General features: G+C 72.2%; 2 protein-coding genes. Both read left to right on the top strand.

What is annotated here, in order from left to right; all coding sequences use genetic code 11:
• Positions 1-37 precede the first annotated feature (37 nt).
• Positions 38-6517, top strand: a complete 6480-nt coding sequence (locus VIB55_RS10345; RefSeq protein WP_331876582.1) for an amino acid adenylation domain-containing protein — start codon at positions 38-40, stop codon at positions 6515-6517.
• A gap of 1 nt (position 6518) precedes the next feature.
• On the top strand, positions 6519-17659 hold an 11141-nt coding region (locus tag VIB55_RS10340; protein WP_331876581.1), incomplete at its 3' end, for an amino acid adenylation domain-containing protein.

The raw sequence follows: 17659 nt of genomic DNA, 5'->3' as shown, positions 1-17659 counted from the left end.
GCTGTCGCCCGTGATGCCGGTGGAGCGTACGGGAACGATGCCGCTCTCCTTCGCGCAGGAGCGGCTCTGGTTCATCGACCGGCTGGAGCCGGGAAGCGTCGTCTACAACGTCCCCATGGCGTGGCGGCTGGGGGGTGCGCTGGACGTGCCGGCGCTGAAGCCAGTCACGCCTGTCGATCGTGATCGTCCCCTCCCGCTCTCCTTCGCGCAGGAGCGGCTCTGGTTCATCGACCGGATGCAGCCGGGGAGCACCGTCTACAACCTCCTCGTGGCACGGCGCCTGGAGGGTGCGTTGGACACGGCGGCGCTGGAGCGCGCGCTGGGCGAGATCGTCCGCCGCCACGAGGCCCTGCGGACGGTTTTTGCCGAGGTGGACGGCTCACCGGTGCAGGTGATCGCGCCCTTCGGCGGGTTCGCCCTGCCGGTGGAGGACCTCGCGGGGGTCGGCGAGGGGGACCGCGAGGCGGCGGTCAGGCGGCGTGCCGAGGAGGAGGCGGCGCGGCCCTTCGACCTCGCCGCGGGCCCGCTCTTCCGTGCGGCGCTGCTGCGGCTGGGTGCGGAGGATCACGTGCTGCTCCTGTCGATGCACCACATCGTCAGCGACGGGTGGAGCATGGGGGTGCTCTTCCGCGAGCTGTCGGCGCTGTACGAGGCCCACCGCGAGGGTCGTGAGTCGCCGCTCGCCGAGCTGCCGGTGCAGTACGCCGACTACGCGGTGTGGCAGCGCGAGCAGCTGGAAGGCGAGGTTCTGGAGAGGCAGCTGGCGTACTGGAAGGACCGGCTTGTGGGCGCGCCGGAACTGCTGGAACTGCCGACGGACCATCCCCGCCCCTCGGTGCAGACGTACCGGGGCGCGACCGTTCCGGTGCAGCTCTCCCCGGAGCTGCTAGCGCGTGTCCAGCGGCTGGGGCGGAGCGAGGGGACGACGCTGTACATGACTCTGCTGTCCGCCTTCCAGGTCCTCCTCTCCAAGTACGCCGGGAGCGAGGACGTGGTGGTGGGAAGCCCGATCGCCGGGCGCACACGGGGAGAGGTGGAGGAGCTGATCGGCTTCTTCGTCAACACGCTGGTGCTGCGCACCCACCTCGGTGGAGATCCGAGCTTCCGCGAGACCCTGCGGCGGGTACGGGAGGCGACGCTCGGCGCGTACGCGCACCAGGAGGTGCCTTTCGAGAAGCTGGTGGCCGAGCTGCAGCCGGAGCGGAGCTTGAGCCACTCCCCGCTCTTTCAGGTGATGTTCACCCTGCAGGACGCCGAGGGCCGGGGAAGCGCTATCCCGGGGTTGAACGTGAGCGGAGTCGGTGCGGAGCTCGGGAACGCGCCGTTCGATCTGTCCCTGACGCTCGCGGCAACCCCCCGGGGGCTGCACGGCGCGCTGAACTACAACACCGACCTCTTCGAGCGCGGCACGGCCGAACGGATGCTCGGCCACCTGGAGCGGATTCTGGAGCAGGTTGCCGACGATATCGACGTGCGGCTTTCGCGCCTGAACCTGCTCGGCGAAGCGGAGCGCGCGCTGGTGCTGGAGGAGTGGAATCGGACCGAAGCGGAGATTCCCTCGGACCGGTGCATCCACGAGCTGTTCGAGGCGCAAGTGGCGCGCCCGCCGGACGCGGTGGCCGTGCGTTTCGAGGAAGAGTCGCTCACCTACCGCGAGCTGAATGCGCGCGCCAACCAGTTGGCGCACCACCTGGTCCGCCACGGCGTGGGCGCCGAGGTGCGGGTGGGCGTGCTGATGGAGCGCAGCCTGGAGATGGTGGTCTCCCTGCTGGCCGTACTGAAGGCCGGGGGCGCGTACGTGCCGCTTGACCCGGGCCTCCCCGCCGAGCGGCTGGCGTACATGCTGGACGACAGCGCCGTGCCGCTGGTGCTGGTGCAGGCAGCCCTGCGCGACGTCGTGCCCGCGCGCCAGGGCGTCACCGTCCTGGCCGTGGACGCGCTAGCGGAGGAGATCGCGGCGGAGAGTGCGGAGAACCCGGTGGGCGGCGCCGGGCCGGATTCGCTGGCCTACGTCATCTACACCTCCGGCTCCACCGGCCGTCCCAAGGGGGTGATGAACCAGCACCGGGGCGTGGTGAACCGCCTGGTGTGGATGCAGTCGCACTTCCTTCTAGGCGCGGACGACGTGGTGCTGCAGAAGACGCCGTTCGGCTTCGACGTGTCGGTATGGGAGTTCTTCTGGCCGCTGCAGCAGGGGGCGCGGCTTGTGATGGCGCGCCCGGACGGCCACCGCGATCCCGCATACCTGCGCGACCTGATCGAGCGCGAGCGGGTGACCACGCTGCACTTCGTCCCCTCGATGCTGCAGCCGTTCGTCGACGCGGTGGAGGACGGCCGCTGCGCGTCGCTCCGCCACGTGGTCTGCAGCGGCGAGGCGCTGCCGCCGGCGCTGGTGCGGCGCTTCTACGACCGGTTCGCCGGCCCCGTGGTGCTCACCAACCTGTACGGGCCGACGGAAGCGGCCGTGGACGTGAGCTGCTGGACCTGCCCGCGCGAGGACGAGACCGACGTGGTGCCGATCGGCCGGCCCGTCTGGAACACGCGGCTGTACGTGCTGGACGCGGCGCTCGAGCCCGTCCCCGTAGGCGTGCCGGGCGAGCTGTACATCGGCGGGGTGCAGGTGGCGCGCGGCTACCTGGATCGTCCGGCAATGACGGCGGAGCGCTTCGTCCCCGATCCGTTCTCGGCCGAAGGCGGCGCACGGCTCTACCGCACCGGCGACCGGGCGCGGTGGCGGGCGGACGGCGCCATCGAGTACCTGGGGCGGCTGGACTTCCAGGTAAAGGTGCGCGGCTTCCGCATCGAACTGGGCGAGATCGAGTCCGTTCTGCGCAGCCACGGAAGCGTCGCCGACTGCGTAGTCGTGGCGCGCGCGGAGGCGGGCGAGACGCGGCTGGTGGCGTACGTGGCGGGTGCCGTGGAGACCGACACCCTGCGGGAGCACGCACGGCGGAGCCTGCCGGAGTACATGGTGCCGTCCGCGTTCGTCCTGCTGGACGCGCTGCCGCTGACGCCCAACGGCAAGCTGGACCGCAAGGCGCTGCCGGCCCCGGAGCTCGCGTCAGCGGAGGACCGGTACGTACCGCCGCGGACGCCGGTGGAAGAGGTGCTGGCGGGGATCTGGGCGGAGGTGCTGCGCCTGGAGCGGGTGGGGGTCACGGAGAGCTTCTTCGAGCTAGGCGGGCACTCGCTCCTGGCTACGCGCGTGGTCTCGCGCATCCGGGAGGTGTTCGGAGTAGAGGTGCCGCTGCGGGCGCTCTTCGAGGGACCGACCGTGGCGGAGCTGGCCCGTCGCGTGGAGGAGATGCGCCGCGCGGGAGTGCCGGTGCTGCCGCCGGTGATGCGGACCGAGCGCCCGGGTCCGCTGCCGCTGTCCTTTGCGCAGGAGCGGCTCTGGTTCATCGACCAGATGGAGCCGGGAAGCGCCCTCTACAACATCCCCGTGGCACGGTGCCTCAGGGGTGCGCTGGATGCGGCGGCGCTGGAGCGCGCGCTCGGCGAGATCATCCGGCGTCACGAAACGCTGCGCACCGTCTTCCGTGTGATGGACGGCTCGCCGGTGCAGGTGATCGCGCCCTTCGGCGGGTTTTCGCTTCCGATCGAGGACCTGTCGGGGCTCGGCGAGGCGGATCGCGAGGCGGCGGTTCGGCGGCGCGCCGGCGAGGAGGCGGTGCGGCCGTTCGATCTCGCGGCGGGACCGCTGTTCCGCGGGGCGCTGCTGCGGCTGGATTCCGAAGATCACGTGCTGCTGCTCTCCATGCACCACATCGTCAGCGACGGGTGGAGCATGGGAGTGCTCTACCGCGAGCTGTCGTCGCTGTACGCGGCGTATCTCGAGGGCGGGGAGTCACCGCTGCCGGAGCTGGCGGTGCAGTACGCCGACTACTCCGTCTGGCAGCGCGAGCAGCTGCGGGGTGAGGTGCTGGACGGGCAGCTCTCGTACTGGCGGGAGCGGCTGGCGGACGCCCCCGCGCTGCTGGAGCTGCCGACGGACCATCCCCGTCCGCCGGTGCAGACGCACCGGGGCGCGACGGTGCCGGTGGAGCTTTCCCCGGAGCTGCTGGAGGGCTTGCAGGCGCTGGGACGGAGCGAGGGCGCGACGCTGTACATGACGCTGCTGGGTGCCTTTCAGGTGCTGCTCGGCAAGTACGCCGGCAGCGAAGACGTGGTGGTGGGCAGCCCCATCGCCGGACGCACGCGCGGCGAGGTGGAGGAACTGATCGGCTTCTTCGTCAACACGCTGGTGCTGCGCACCGACCTTGGGGGAGACCCGAGCTTCCGCGAGGTGCTGCGGCGCGTGCGCGAGGCGACGCTCGAGGCGTACGAGAACCAGGAGGTGCCGTTCGAGAAGCTGGTGGCCGAGCTGCAGCCGGAGCGCAGGCTGAGCCACTCGCCCCTCTTCCAGGTGCTGTTCACCCTTCAGAATGCTGGAGGCCAGGGAGATGCTCTTCCGGGGCTGACGGTGAGCGGAGTGGGCGCAGAGCTCGCGAGCGCCAAGTTCGACCTCTCCCTGACGCTCGCGGCCACCTCCCAGGGCCTGCGCGGCGAGCTGAACTACAGCACGGACCTGTTCGAGCGCGGCAGGATGCACCGGATGCTCGGCCACCTGGCGCGGGTGCTGGAGCAGGTCGCCTCGGATGCGGACGTGCGGCTTTCGCGGCTGCAGCTGCTCGATAAGGCGGAGCGCACGCTCGTGCTGGAGGCGTGGAACCGGACGGCGGCCGAGATTCCGGATCGGTGCCTCCACGAGCTGTTCGAGGCGCAGGCGGCGCGCTCGCCCGGCGCGGTGGCGGTGGTCTTCGAGGGTGCCGCGCTGACGTACGGCGAGCTGGACCGCCGCGCCAATCGCCTGGCGCACCAGCTGATCGCGCTGGGGGTGCGGCCGGAGGACCGGGTGGCGCTCTGCGTGGAGCCGTCGCCGGACGCGATCGCCGCGCTGCTGGGCATCCTGAAGGCGGGCGGCGCCTACGTGGCCGCGGACCTGGCCGCGCCCGACGAGCGCATCGCCTTCATGCTCGACGAGGCGTCGGTGCGGGTGGTGGTCGCCGGCGGCGCCGAGGCCGCACGTCCCTGGACGGCGGGGCGCACGGTGGTGCAGGCGGGCGAGGAGCTGGCGCGCTTCCCCGCCACGCGGCCTGCGGCCGGGGTGACGCCGCGCAACCTGGCGTACGTCGTCTACACCTCCGGCTCCACGGGGCTGCCCAAGGGGGTGCTGGCGGAGCACGGCGGGGTGTGCAACGCCGTGGCGGCCTTTTCCCGCATCTACGAGATCGCTCCCGGGCACCGCGTGCTCCTGTTCGCGCCGCTGCACTTCGACGCTTCGGTGATGGACATCTTCACCGCGCTGGCCACGGGCGCCGCCCTGGTGGTGGCGCCGCGCGAGGCGCTGATCCCCGGCGACGAGCTGGTGTCGCTGCTGGAACGCGAGCGGGTGACGCACGCCAAGTTCACCCCCAGCGCGCTGGCGGCCCTCCCGTGCGCTCCGCTCCCGGTGCTGCGGGCGGTGATGGTGGGCGGCGAGGTGTGCGGCGGGGAGCTGGTGGCGCGCTGGGCGCCGGGGCGGCGCTTCTTCAACGGCTACGGGCCCACGGAGACCAGCGTCCGCATGTCGGTGTTCGAGGCGGCGGACGGCACCCGCCCGCCCCCGCTGGGCGCGGGCACGGCCAACGTCCGCGTCTACGTGCTCGGCGCCGCGGGGGAGCCGCTTCCCGTGGGCGCCCCGGGCGAGGTGTGCATCGGCGGGGTGCAGGTGACGCGCGGGTACCTGGCGCGCCCGGCACTGACCGCCGAGCGCTTCGTCCCCGACCCGTTCTCGGCCCAGCCGGGGGCGCGGCTCTACCGCTCGGGCGACCGGATGCGGTGGCGGGGCGACGGTACGCTGGAGTTCGTGGGACGGATCGACCACCAGGTGAAGATCCGGGGCTTCCGGATCGAGCTGGGCGAGATCGAGGGCGCGCTGCGGCGGAGCGAGGGAGTCGCCGACTGCGTGGTGGTGGCCCGCGAAGACGTGCCCGGGGAGAAGCGGCTGGTGGCGTACGTGGCCGGTGGCGTGGAGGCGAACGCGTTGCGGGAGCACCTGCGCCGGAGCCTGCCGGAGTACATGGTGCCGTCGGCGTTCGTGGTGCTGGCGGCGCTGCCGCTGACCCCCAACGGCAAGCTGGACCGCAAGGCGCTTCCCGCGCCCGAGCTCGCGTCGCCGGACGACGCGTACGCCGCGCCGCGCACCCCCGTCGAGGAGGTGCTGGCGGAGATCTGGGCGGAGGTGCTGGGCCTGGAGCGCGTGGGCGTGCACGACAACTTCTTCGACCTGGGCGGGCACTCTCTCCTGGCCACGCGCGTGGTGTCGCGGGTGCGGGCCACGTTCAACCAGGAAATCTCCATTCGCACCGTGTTCGCGAGCCCCACGCTGGAAGCCATGGCGGGCGAGATCGAGCGCAGCATCTATGAAGCAGTAGCCGCCATGTCCGATTTCGAGGCCGAGCAGCTGGCCCGGTCCAATCCCGTTGCAGGAGTCTGAGATGGCCTCGGAACCGAAGGTCGAGCGTCCGCGCCCGGAGCTTTCTGCCGCCAAGCGCGCGCTCATCGAGGCCATGCTCAAGGGGCAGGTCCGCTCGTCGGGCATCGTCCCCCGCGCCAAACGCGACGGCGCTCCGCTCTCCTTCGCCCAGGAGCGGCTCTGGTTCATCGACCGGCTGGAGCCGGGGAGCGCCACCTACAACGTCCCCCGCGCATGGCACCTGGGGGGTGCGCTGGACGTGGGGGCGCTGGAGCGGGCGCTGGGCGAGGTCGTTCGGCGGCACGACGCGCTGCGCACGACGTTCCGGGAGGTGGATGGCTCCCCGGTGCAGGTGATCGCGCCCTTCGGCGGCTTCACGCTGCCGGTGGAGGACCTGTCGGGGCTCGGCGAGGCGGAGGGCAGGGCGGAGGTGAGGCGCCGCGCCGCCGACGAGGCGATGCGGCCGTTCGATCTGGCGGCGGGACCGCTGGTCCGGGCGGCACTGCTGCGGCTGGGCGCCGAGAACCACGTGCTGCTGCTCTCCATGCACCACATCGTCAGCGACGGGTGGAGCATGGGGGTGCTCTATCGCGAAGTGTCGGCGCTGTACACCGCCTATCGCGAGGGGCGCGAGTCGCCGCTGCCGGAGCTGGCGGTGCAGTACGCCGACTACGCGGTGTGGCAGCGCGAGCAGCTGGCCGGCGCCGCCCTGGAGCGGCAGCTCTCGTACTGGCGGGAGCGCCTGGGGGGAGCGCCGGAGCTGCTGGAGCTGCCCGCGGACCGCCCCCGCCCGCCGGTGCAGACGTTCCGCGGCGCGTCGGTTCCGGTGGAGCTCGCCCCGGAACTGGTGGAGCGGCTGGATGCGCTGGGACGGAGCGAGGGCGCGACGCCGTACATGACGCTGCTCGGCGCCTTCCAGGTGCTGCTCTCCAAGTACGGAGGTGGCGACGACATCGTCGTGGGCAGCGACATCGCCGGGCGCACGCGCCGCGAGGTGGAGGAGCTGATCGGCTTCTTCGTCAATACGCTGGTGCTGCGGACCGATCTCTCGGGAGACCCATCCTTCCGCGAGGTGCTGCGGCGGGTGCGGGAAGCGACGGTGGGTGCGTACGAGCACCAGGAGGTGCCCTTCGAAAAGCTGGTGGCCGAGCTTCAGCCGGAGCGCTCTCTCAGCTACTCGCCCCTGGTCCAGGTGATGTTCACGCTCCAGAACGCCGCGGGGGGGCGGGAAGATGGTCTCGCGGGGCTCCAGGTGCGCGGAGCCGGAGCGGCCATGGAGATCGCCAAGTTCGATCTTTCCCTGGACCTCGTGGCCACCCCCCGGGGCGTGCGCGGAGAGCTGAACTACAGCACCGACCTCTTCGATCGCGGCACCGTCGAGCGGATGCTCGGGCACCTGGAGCGGGTGCTGGAGCAGGTGGCCGCCGATCCGGAGGTGCGCCTTTCGCGCCTGGCGCTCGCCGGGCCGGAGGAGCGTGCCCGGGTCGTCGTGGAGTGGAATCGCACCGAGGCGGAGTATCTGCGAGACGCGAGCATCCACCAGCTCTTCGAGGCCCAGGCCGGGCGCACGCCGAACGCGGTGGCCGTGGCCTGGGGCGCCGAGGAGCTGACGTACCGCGAGCTGGACGCGCGCGCCAACCGGCTGGCGCACCACCTGGCGGGGCTCGGGGTGGGGCCGGAAAGCCGCGTGGGGCTGCGCCTGGAGCGGAGCGTGGAGAACGTGGTGGCTACGCTGGCCGTGCTCAAGGCCGGCGGCTGCTGCGTCCCCGTCGACACCAGCTACCCGGCCGAGCGGATGGAGCTCATGCTGGCCGACAGCGGCGCGCGCGTCCTCCTGGGCCGGGAAGAGATCGACGTCCCGGGCCTGCACGTCGTTCGCCTGGACCAGATGGCGGAGGGGCTCGCCGCCGGGCCGGATCATCCGCCGCCCGCGAACGCGTCGGCGCAGAACCTGGCCTACGTCTTCTACACCAGCGGGAGCACGGGGCGGCCCAAGGGCGTGATGATGGCCCACCGCGAGGTGGTGCAGCTGGCGTGCGCCATCGAGTACATGCGCATGGAGCCCGGAGACCGCGTGGCGCAGGCGTCGAACGTGAGCTTCGACGCGGCCGTCTTCGAGATCTGGGGCGCGCTGCTCAACGGGGCCACGCTGGTGGGCATCGACCCCGACGTGCTGCTGTCGGCGCCCGCGCTCGGCCGGGTGCTGCGCGAGCAGCGGATCACCACGCTGTACCAGACGGCGGCGCTCTTCGACCAGCACGTGCGGGAGCAGGTAGACGTCTACGCCAGCCTGCGCCAGCTGGTCTTCGGCGCCGAGGCCGTGGGAACGGAGAGCGTGCGCCAGATGCTGCGCTCCGGGAGGCCGGGGCTCGTGCTGCACGAGTACGGCCCCACCGAGGCCACCGTGTGGTGCACGCTCGAGGAGGTGCGCGAGGTGGCGGAAGACGCGCCCACGGTGCTGATCGGCAGGCCCATCCCGAACGCGCGGGCCTACGTCCTGGACGCGGCGGGCGAACCGCTGCCGGTGGGCGTTCCCGGCGAGCTGTGCATCGGGGGCGCGGGGGTGGTGCGCGGCTACCTGGGCCGGCCGGGGCTGACGGCCGAGCGCTTCGTCCCCGACCCGTTCGCCGCCGAGCCCGGCGGGCGGATGTACCGCACCGGCGACCGGGCGCGGTGGAAGGCCGAGGGGAAGCTGGAGTTCATGGGCCGACTGGACGACCAGGTGAAGATCCGCGGCTTCCGCATCGAGCCGGGCGAGGTGGAGGCGGCGATCGCTGCGTACCCGGGGGTGCGCCACGTCCGGGTGATGATGCGCGAGGACCAGCCGGGAGACAAGCGGCTGGTGGCGTACGTCGTCGGCGACGCCGAACCCGAGGCGCTGCGGGCGCACGCGCGGCAGAGCCTGCCGGAGTACATGGTGCCGGCGGCTTTCGTGGCACTGGAGCAGCTGCCGCTGAACGCGAACGGAAAGGTGGACCGCAAGGCGCTCCCGGCGCCCGAGGGGAGTTCGTACGCGCGGGCCGGCTACGAGGCACCGCTGGGGGAGGTGGAAGCGGCACTGGCGGAGATCTGGGCCGAGGTGCTCGGGGTGGACCGGGTCGGCCGGTGGGACCACTTCTTCGAGCTGGGCGGGCACTCGCTCCTGGCGATCCGGCTGATCGAGCGGATGCGGCGGGTGGGGCTGTACATGGAAGTGCGGGCCCTGTTCACCACGCCGGTGCTGGCCGAGCTGGCGCTGGCCGTGGGCGGAGCGTCCCTGGACATGGAGATCCCCGCGAACGCGATCCCGGACGGGTGCGTGTCCATCACGCCGGGGATGCTGCCCCTGGTGGAGCTGAGCCAGGCGGAGATCGACCGGGTCGTGGCGGGGGTGCCGGGCGGAGCCGCGAACGTGCAGGACATCTACCCGCTGGCTGCGCTGCAGGAGGGGATCCTCTTCCATCACCTGCTGTCGCGGGAGGGGGACCCGTACCTCCTGTCGAGCCTGACCGTGTTCGACGCCCGCGCGCGCCTGGATCAGTACCTGGCGGCGCTGCAGGCGGTGATCGACCGCCACGACATCCTGCGCACGGCACTCGCCTGGGAGGGGCTGCGCGAGCCGGTGCAGGTCGTTTGGCGGCAGGCGCCGCTCCCGGTGGACGAGGTGCAGCTGGATGCGGAGGCAGGAGATGCGCCCCGGCAGCTGTGGGGGCGCTACGACCCGCGGCACTACCGGATGGACCTGACCCGGGCGCCGCTGCTACGCGCGTGCATCGCCGAGGACCGCACGAGTGGCCGGTGGCTGCTGCTGCTGCTCTGGCACCACGTGGCCGAAGACCACGAGTCGCTGGAGGTGCTGCGCGAAGAGATCGCGGCGCACCTCCGGGGTCAGGAGTCGGAGCTGCCGGCGCCGCTGCCCTTCCGCAACTACGTGGCGCGGGCGCGCCTGGGGGTGAGCCGCGAGGAGCACGAGCGGTTCTTCCGCGCGATGCTGAAGGACGTGGAGGAGCCGACGGCGCCGTACGGAATGCTGGACGTGTGGGGCGAGGGACTTGGGATCGAGGAGGCGTGGCTTCCGGTGGCGTCCGAATTGGGTGCCCGTCTGCGCCGCCGGGCGCGGGCGCTGGGCGTGGGCGCGGCGAGCCTGTGCCACCTGGCATGGGCGCAGGTGCTGGCGCGGCTGAGCGGCCGTAATGACGTGGTCTTCGGGACGGTGCTCTTCGGCCGGATGCAGGGCGGGGAGGGGACGGACCGGGTGATGGGCCCCATGATCAACACGCTGCCGGTGCGCATCGGCGTGGCGGAGGAAGGGGCTGCGGCGGCGGTGCGGCGCACGCACGCCCTGCTGGCGGACCTGCTCCGGCACGAGCACGCGTCGCTGGCACTGGCGCAGCGCTGCAGCGGCGTGGCGGCACCCGCGCCGCTCTTCACCTCGCTGTTGAACTATCGCCACGGCGCCTTGCCGAAGCGTTCGCTGGAGGGACAGGCGGCGCAGGCCACGGAGGGCATTCGGCGCATCGGCGCACAGGAGCGGACGAACTACCCCGTCGTGCTCGCGGTGGACGACCTGGGGGAGGAGTTCTCTCTGACCGCGCAGGTGGCGGCCCCCGCGGAGGCGGAGCGGGTGTGCCGGATGATGCACACGGCACTGGAGCGGCTGGTCCAGGCGCTGGAGCTTGCTCCGGGGCGGGCGATCGGGAGCCTCGACGTGCTGCCGGAGGCGGAGCGCCGCACGGTGGTGGAGGAGTGGAATCGCACGGACGGGGAGTACCCCGCGGATTCCCCCATCCACGAATTATTCGACGAACAGGCGGAGCGCACGCCCGACGCCGTGGCCGTGCGCTTCGAGGACGAGTCGCTCTCGTACGCGGAGCTGAACGCGCGAGCCAACCGGCTGGCGAACCACCTGCGGCGCCGCGGGATCGGCCCGGAAACCCGCGTGGGCATCTGCCTGGAGCGGAGCCCGGAGCTGGTCGTGTCCCTCCTGGCCGTGCTCAAGGCCGGGGGCGCGTACGTGCCACTGGACCCTGCCTATCCCGCCGAGCGGCTGTCCTTTATGCTCGCGGACTCGAACGCCCCGCTCCTGCTCACACGCCTGCCGCTGCCGGCGGGGCTCCCGCCCCACATCGCCGAGGTCGTCTGCCTCGAAGCCGACCGCGAGCGCATCGAGGCCGAGAGCGCCCAGGCTCCGGCCGCCTCCGTACGGCCCGGCCAGCTGGCGTACGTCATCTACACCTCAGGCAGCACGGGAACGCCCAAGGGGGTGATGGTGCCGCACCGCGGCGTGCCCAACCTGGCGTACGCGCAGGCCCGCCGCTTCGGAATCGACGGCAGCAGCCGCGTCCTGCAGTTCGCGTCGTTCTCCTTCGACGCGGCGGTAGCGGAGGTGTTCGACGCGCTACTGGCCGGCGCCATTCTGGTGATGGCGCCGCGCGAGGCGCTCCTTCCGGGGGAGGGGCTGCTGGAAACACTGCGGCGCGGGCGGGTGACCGTGGCCACCCTGCCGCCCTCGGTGCTCGCCATCCTTCCCCCCGACGACCTGCCGGAGCTGCGCACGGTGGTGAGCGCGGGCGAGGCGGTGGACGCCGCCACGGTGGAGCGGTGGAGCGATGGCCGAACCTTCGTGAACGCCTACGGCCCGACGGAGGTCACGGTCTGCGCGACCTCCGCCCATTGCGAGGCAAACGGGCGTGCCCCGGCGATCGGCCGCCCGCTGGAGAACGTGCGGGTGTACGTGCTGGACGCGGGCGGGCGGCCGGCCCCGATCGGCGTCGCTGGCGAGCTGTACGTGGGCGGCGTGGGGGTGGCCCGCGGCTACCTGGGCCGGCCGGGGCTGACGGCGGAGAAGTTCGTCCCCGATCCCTTCGGGCGGGACGCCGGTGCGCGGCTCTATCGGACGGGCGACCGGGTGCGGTGGACCCGGGGCGAGCTGGAATTCTTGGGCCGGGTGGACGAGCAGGTCAAGGTGCGCGGTTTCCGCATCGAGCCGGGCGAGATCGAGGCGGTGCTGCGGCGGAGCGGGGGAGTCGCCGACTGTGTGGTCGTGGTCCGTGAGGACGTGCCCGGCGAGAAGCGGCTGGTGGCGTACGTCGTGGGCGGCATGGAGGCGGGAGCCGCGCGCGAGCACCTGCTCCGGGAACTCCCGGAGTACATGGTCCCCTCCGCGTTCGTGTTCCTGGACGCGCTCCCGCTGACGCCGAATGGCAAGCTGGACCGCAAGGCGCTGCCGGCGCCGGACTTCACCCCGGCGGAGGAGCGCTACGTGGCTCCGCGCACCCCGGTGGAGGAGGTGCTGGCGGAGATCTGGGCGGAGGTGCTGCGCCTGGAGCGGGTGGGGGTGGAGGACAGCTTCTTCGAGCTTGGCGGACACTCGCTGCTGGCCACGCGGGTGGTCTCGCGCGTCCGGGACGTATTCGCCGTGGAGCTGCCGCTGCGTGCGCTTTTCGAGGGACCCACGGTGGCGGAGCTGGCGGTGCGGGTGGAGGTGATGCGCCGCGCGGAGGCGCCCGTGCTGCCGCCGGTGGTGCCGGTGGAGCGCACGGGGGCGCTGCCGCTGTCCTTCGCGCAGGAGCGGCTCTGGTTCATCGACCGCCTGCAGCCGGGGAGCACCCTGTACAACATGCCCGCGGCGCTGCGCCTGGTGGGCGCGCTGGACGAGGCGGCGCTGGAGCGCAGCCTGGGCGAGATCGTCCGCAGGCACGAGGCGCTGCGGACGGTCTTCCGCGAGGTGGGCGACTCGCCGGTGCAGGTGATCGCGCCCTTCGCCGGGTTCGCCCTGCCCGTAGAGGACCTGTCGGCGCTGGGGGAGGCGGATCGGGAGGCGGCGGCCAGGGCGCGAGCCGATGAAGAGGCGCTTCAGCCGTTCGACCTGGCCGCGGGGCCGCTCTTCCGAGCGCTGCTGCTGCGGCTGGGCGCCGAGGATCACGTGCTGCTCCTGTCGATGCACCACATCGTCAGCGACGGATGGAGCATGGGGGTGCTCTACCGCGAGCTTTCCTCGCTGTACGGGGCGTACCGCGAGGGGCGTGGGTCGCCGCTGCCGGAGCTGCCGGTGCAGTACGCCGACTATGCGGTGTGGCAGCGCGAGCAGCTGGCGGGAGGGGTGCTGGAGCGGCAGCTCACATATTGGCGGGAGCGGCTGGCGGGCGCGCCGGAGCTGCTGGAGCTGCCCACGGACCGCCCCCGCCCGCCTCTGCAGACGTACCGCGGCGCGACGATCCCGGTGGAGCTCTCCCTGGAGCTGCTGGAGCGGCTGCAGGCGCTGGGGCGCAGCGAGGGCGCGACGCTGTACATGACGTTGCTCGGCGCATTCCAGGTGCTGCTCGGCAAGTACGCCGGCAGCGACGACGTGGTGGTGGGGAGCCCGCTCGCGGGGCGCACGCGCGGCGAGGTGGAGGACCTGATCGGCTTCTTCATCAACACGCTGGTGCTGCGCACCGACCTCTCGGCCGACCCGAGCTTCCGCGAGACCCTGCGGCGGGTGCGGGAGGCGACGCTGGGCGCGTATGCGCACCAGGAGGTGCCCTTCGAGAAGCTGGTGGCCGAGCTGCAGCCCGAGCGGTCGATGAGCCATTCGCCGCTGTTCCAGGTGGTTTTCACACTGAACACTGCCGAGGGCCGGGCGGACGCTCTTCCGGGCCTCGAGGTCGGCGCCGTCGGTGCAGCCCTGGAGATGGCCAAGTTCGATCTTTCCCTGACGCTCTTGGCGACACCCCGCGGCTTGCGCGGAACACTGAACTACACCACCGACCTCTTCGATCGCGGCACGGCCGAGCGGATGGTCGGCCACCTGGCGCGGGTGCTGGAGCAGGTCGCCGCGGACGCGGACGTGCGGCTGTCGCGCCTGGAGCTTCTCGACGAGGCGGACCGGGCGCTGGTGCTGGAAGCGTGGAACCGGACGGAGCGCCCGTACCCGCGGGGCGTGTGCATCCACGAGCTGTTCGAGGCGCAGGTGCGGGAGCGGCCCGGTGCCGTGGCGCTGGTCTGGGGCGATGAGTCGCTGACGTACGCGGAGCTGGACGCGCGGTCGAACCAGTTGGCGCACCACCTCGTCCGCCTGGGCGTGGGACCCGATGCTCGCGTGGGCGTGCTGCTGGAGCGCAGCGCGGAGCTGATCGTCTCCATCCTCGCGGTGCTCAAGGCGGGCGGCGCGTACGTGCCGCTGGACCCCGGCTATCCGCCCGAGCGGCTGCGCCTGATGCTCGCGGACAGCAGCGTTCGCGTGCTCCTTAGCCGCGGCGGCCTGTCGGCGGCGGTGGCGGGCGGCGGCCTGGACGTCGTCCACCTGGACCAGGCCGCCCTCGCGTCGGAGTCGATCGACGCGCCTCGCGGTGGGGCCACGGCGGAGAACCTGGCGTACATCGTCTACACCAGCGGCAGCACGGGAAAGCCCAAGGGCGTGATGGTGGCCCACCGGCACGTCGTGCAACTCGTCGTCGAGACCGACTACGTGCGGTTCGGCCCCGGAGACCGCATCGCGCAGGCATCGAACGCGAGCTTCGACGCGCTGACGTTCGAGGCCTGGGGCGCGTTCCTGAACGGCGCCACCCTGGTCGGCATCCCCCGCGACGTTCTCCTCTCGCCGCCCACGTTTCGCGAGATGCTTCGCGAGGAGCGCATCACCACGCTCTACCAGACGACCGCGCTGCTCAACCAGCTCTCGCGCGAGCAGCCGGACGTCTTCTCCCCGCTGCGCGAGGTGCTTTTCGGCGGGCAGGCCGTGGATGCCGACAGCGTGCGCCGGCTGCTGAAGGCGGGCGGTCCCGAGCGGCTGCTGCACATGTACGGTCCCACCGAGACGACCGCCTGGTGCTCGTGGGAGCAGGTGGCGCACGTGGCCGAGGACGCGCTCACGGTTTCCGTGGGCCGCCCCACCGGCAACCAGCGGATCTACCTGCTCGATGCCGCGCTGAACCCGGTGCCTGTGGGCGTGCCCGGCGAGGCGTACGTGGGCGGCGACGGCGTGGTGCGCGGCTACCTGGACCGTCCGGGGCTGACGGCGGAGCGCTTCGTTGCCGACCCGTTTGCCGCGGAGGCAGGGACGCGGATGTACCGCACCGGCGACCGGCTGCGGTGGAAGGCGAATGGGCGTCTGGAGTTCATCGGCAGGGTGGACGAGCAGGTGAAGGTGCGCGGCTTCCGTATCGAGCCGGGGGAGATCGAGGCGGTGCTTTCGGCGCATGCGGAGGTGCGCGAGGCGCGGGTGATCGTGAGCGACGATGCGTCGGGCGAGAAGCGGCTGGTGGCGTACGTCGTGGGGAGTGTGGATGCGGACGGACTGCGCGCGCACCTGCGGCAGAGCCTTCCGGAGTACATGGTGCCGGCGGCGTTCGTCGCGCTCGAGCGCATCCCGCTGACGCCGAACGGAAAGCTGGACGTGCGGGCACTTCCCGCGCCGGAGCTGGGTGCGGCGGAGGACCCATCCGCCACTCCGAGCACGCCCGTGGAGGAGGTGCTGGCGGGGATCTGGGCCGAGGTGCTGCGCCTGGACCGGGTGGGGGTAAAGGAAAACTTCTTCGAGGTGGGCGGGCACTCGCTGCTTGCGACCCGGGTGGTTTCGCGCATTCGCGAGGTGTTCGGCGTAGAGGTGCCGCTGAGGGCGCTCTTCGAGGGGCCCACGGTGGCGGAGCTGGCGCGGTGGGTGGAGGAGATGCGCCGGGCGGAGCTCCCGGTGCTGCCGCCCGTGGTGCCGGTGGAGCGCACGAGAGCGCTGCCGCTGTCCTTTGCGCAGGAGCGGCTCTGGTTCATCGACCGGCTGGAGCCGGGAAGCGCCACCTACCACGTTCCCGTGGCATGGCGCCTGGGGGGTGCGCTGGACGAGGCGGCGCTGGAGCGGAGCCTGGGCGAGATCGTCCGGCGCCACGAGGTACTGCGGACGGTGTTCGCCGAGGTGGACGGCCTGCCGGTGCAGGTGATCGCCCCCTTCCGCGCCTTTGCCCTGCCGGTGGAGGACCTGTCGGCACTGGGCGAGGCGGATCGCGAGGCGGCCGTGGCTCGGCGCGCCGGGGAAGAGGCGGCACGGCCGTTCGACCTCGCCGCGGGGCCGCTGTTTCGTGCGACGCTGCTGCGGCTGGGCGATGAAGACCACGTGCTGCTGGTTTCCATGCACCACATCGTCAGCGACGGGTGGAGCATGGGGGTGCTCGTCCGGGAGCTGTCGGCACTGTACGCGGCGTATCGCGACGGACGGGAATCGCCGCTGCCGGAGCTGGCGGTGCAGTACGCCGACTACGCGGTGTGGCAGCGCCAGCAGCTGGCGGGAGCGGTGCTGGACCGGCAGCTGGCGTACTGGAAGGAGCACCTGGCGGGCGCGCCGGGGCTGCTGGAGCTGCCGACGGACCATCCGCGCCCGGCGGTGCAGACGTTCCGGGGCGCGACGGTGCCGGTGGAGCTCTCGCCGGAGCTCCTGGAGCGGGTGCGGGCGCTGGGGCGCGGCGAGGGCGCCACGCTGTACATGACGCTGCTGGCCGCGTTCCAGGTGCTGCTGGGCCGGTACGCCGGCAGCGACGACGTGGTAGTGGGAAGCCCCATCGCCGGACGGACGCGCGAGGAGGTGGAGGCGCTGATCGGCTTCTTCGTCAACACGCTGGTGCTGCGTACCGACCTCTCGGGAGATCCGAGCTTCCGCGGCGTGCTGCGGCAGGTGCGCGAGGCGACGCTGGGTGCGTACGAGCACCAGGAGGTGCCCTTCGAAAAGCTGGTGGCCGAGCTGCAGCCGGAGCGGAGCCTGAGCCACTCGCCGCTCTTCCAGGTGATGTTCACGGTGCAGAACGCCGGGAACGTCGCCGGGGGAAGCGCTCTTCCCGGGCTGAGGGTCGGCGGAGTCGATGCGGAGCTCGAGAGCGCCAAGTTCGATCTCTCGCTGGCCCTGACGGCGACTGCCCAGGGGCTGCATGGCGCGCTGAACTACAGCACTGACCTCTTCGAGCGCGGCACGGTCGTGCGGATGCTCGGCCACCTGGAGCGGGTGCTGGAGCAGGTCGTCGGGGATGCGGACGTGCAGCTCTCGCGGCTGGAACTGCTCGGCGACGGGGAGCGCGCGCTTGTGCTGGAGGAGTGGAACCGGACCGAAGCGCAGTATCCGGCGGAGCGGTGCATCCACGAGTTGTTCGAGGAGCAGGCGGCGCGCACGCCGGGGGCGGTGGCCGTGCGCTTCCGCGACGTGTCGCTCACCTACGGCGAGCT

The organism is Longimicrobium sp. (assembly GCF_036554565.1).
In the GTDB taxonomy this organism is placed as follows: domain Bacteria; phylum Gemmatimonadota; class Gemmatimonadetes; order Longimicrobiales; family Longimicrobiaceae; genus Longimicrobium.
Note: the sequence above shows the minus strand (reverse complement) of the source record. Positions and strands in the feature narration are given on the sequence as shown.

Excerpts from the sequence above, each read along its gene's own strand:
- VIB55_RS10345 (WP_331876582.1), top strand. The coding sequence starts at position 38 with ATGCCGCTCTCCTTCGCGCAGGAGCGGCTCTGGTTCATCGACCGGCTG.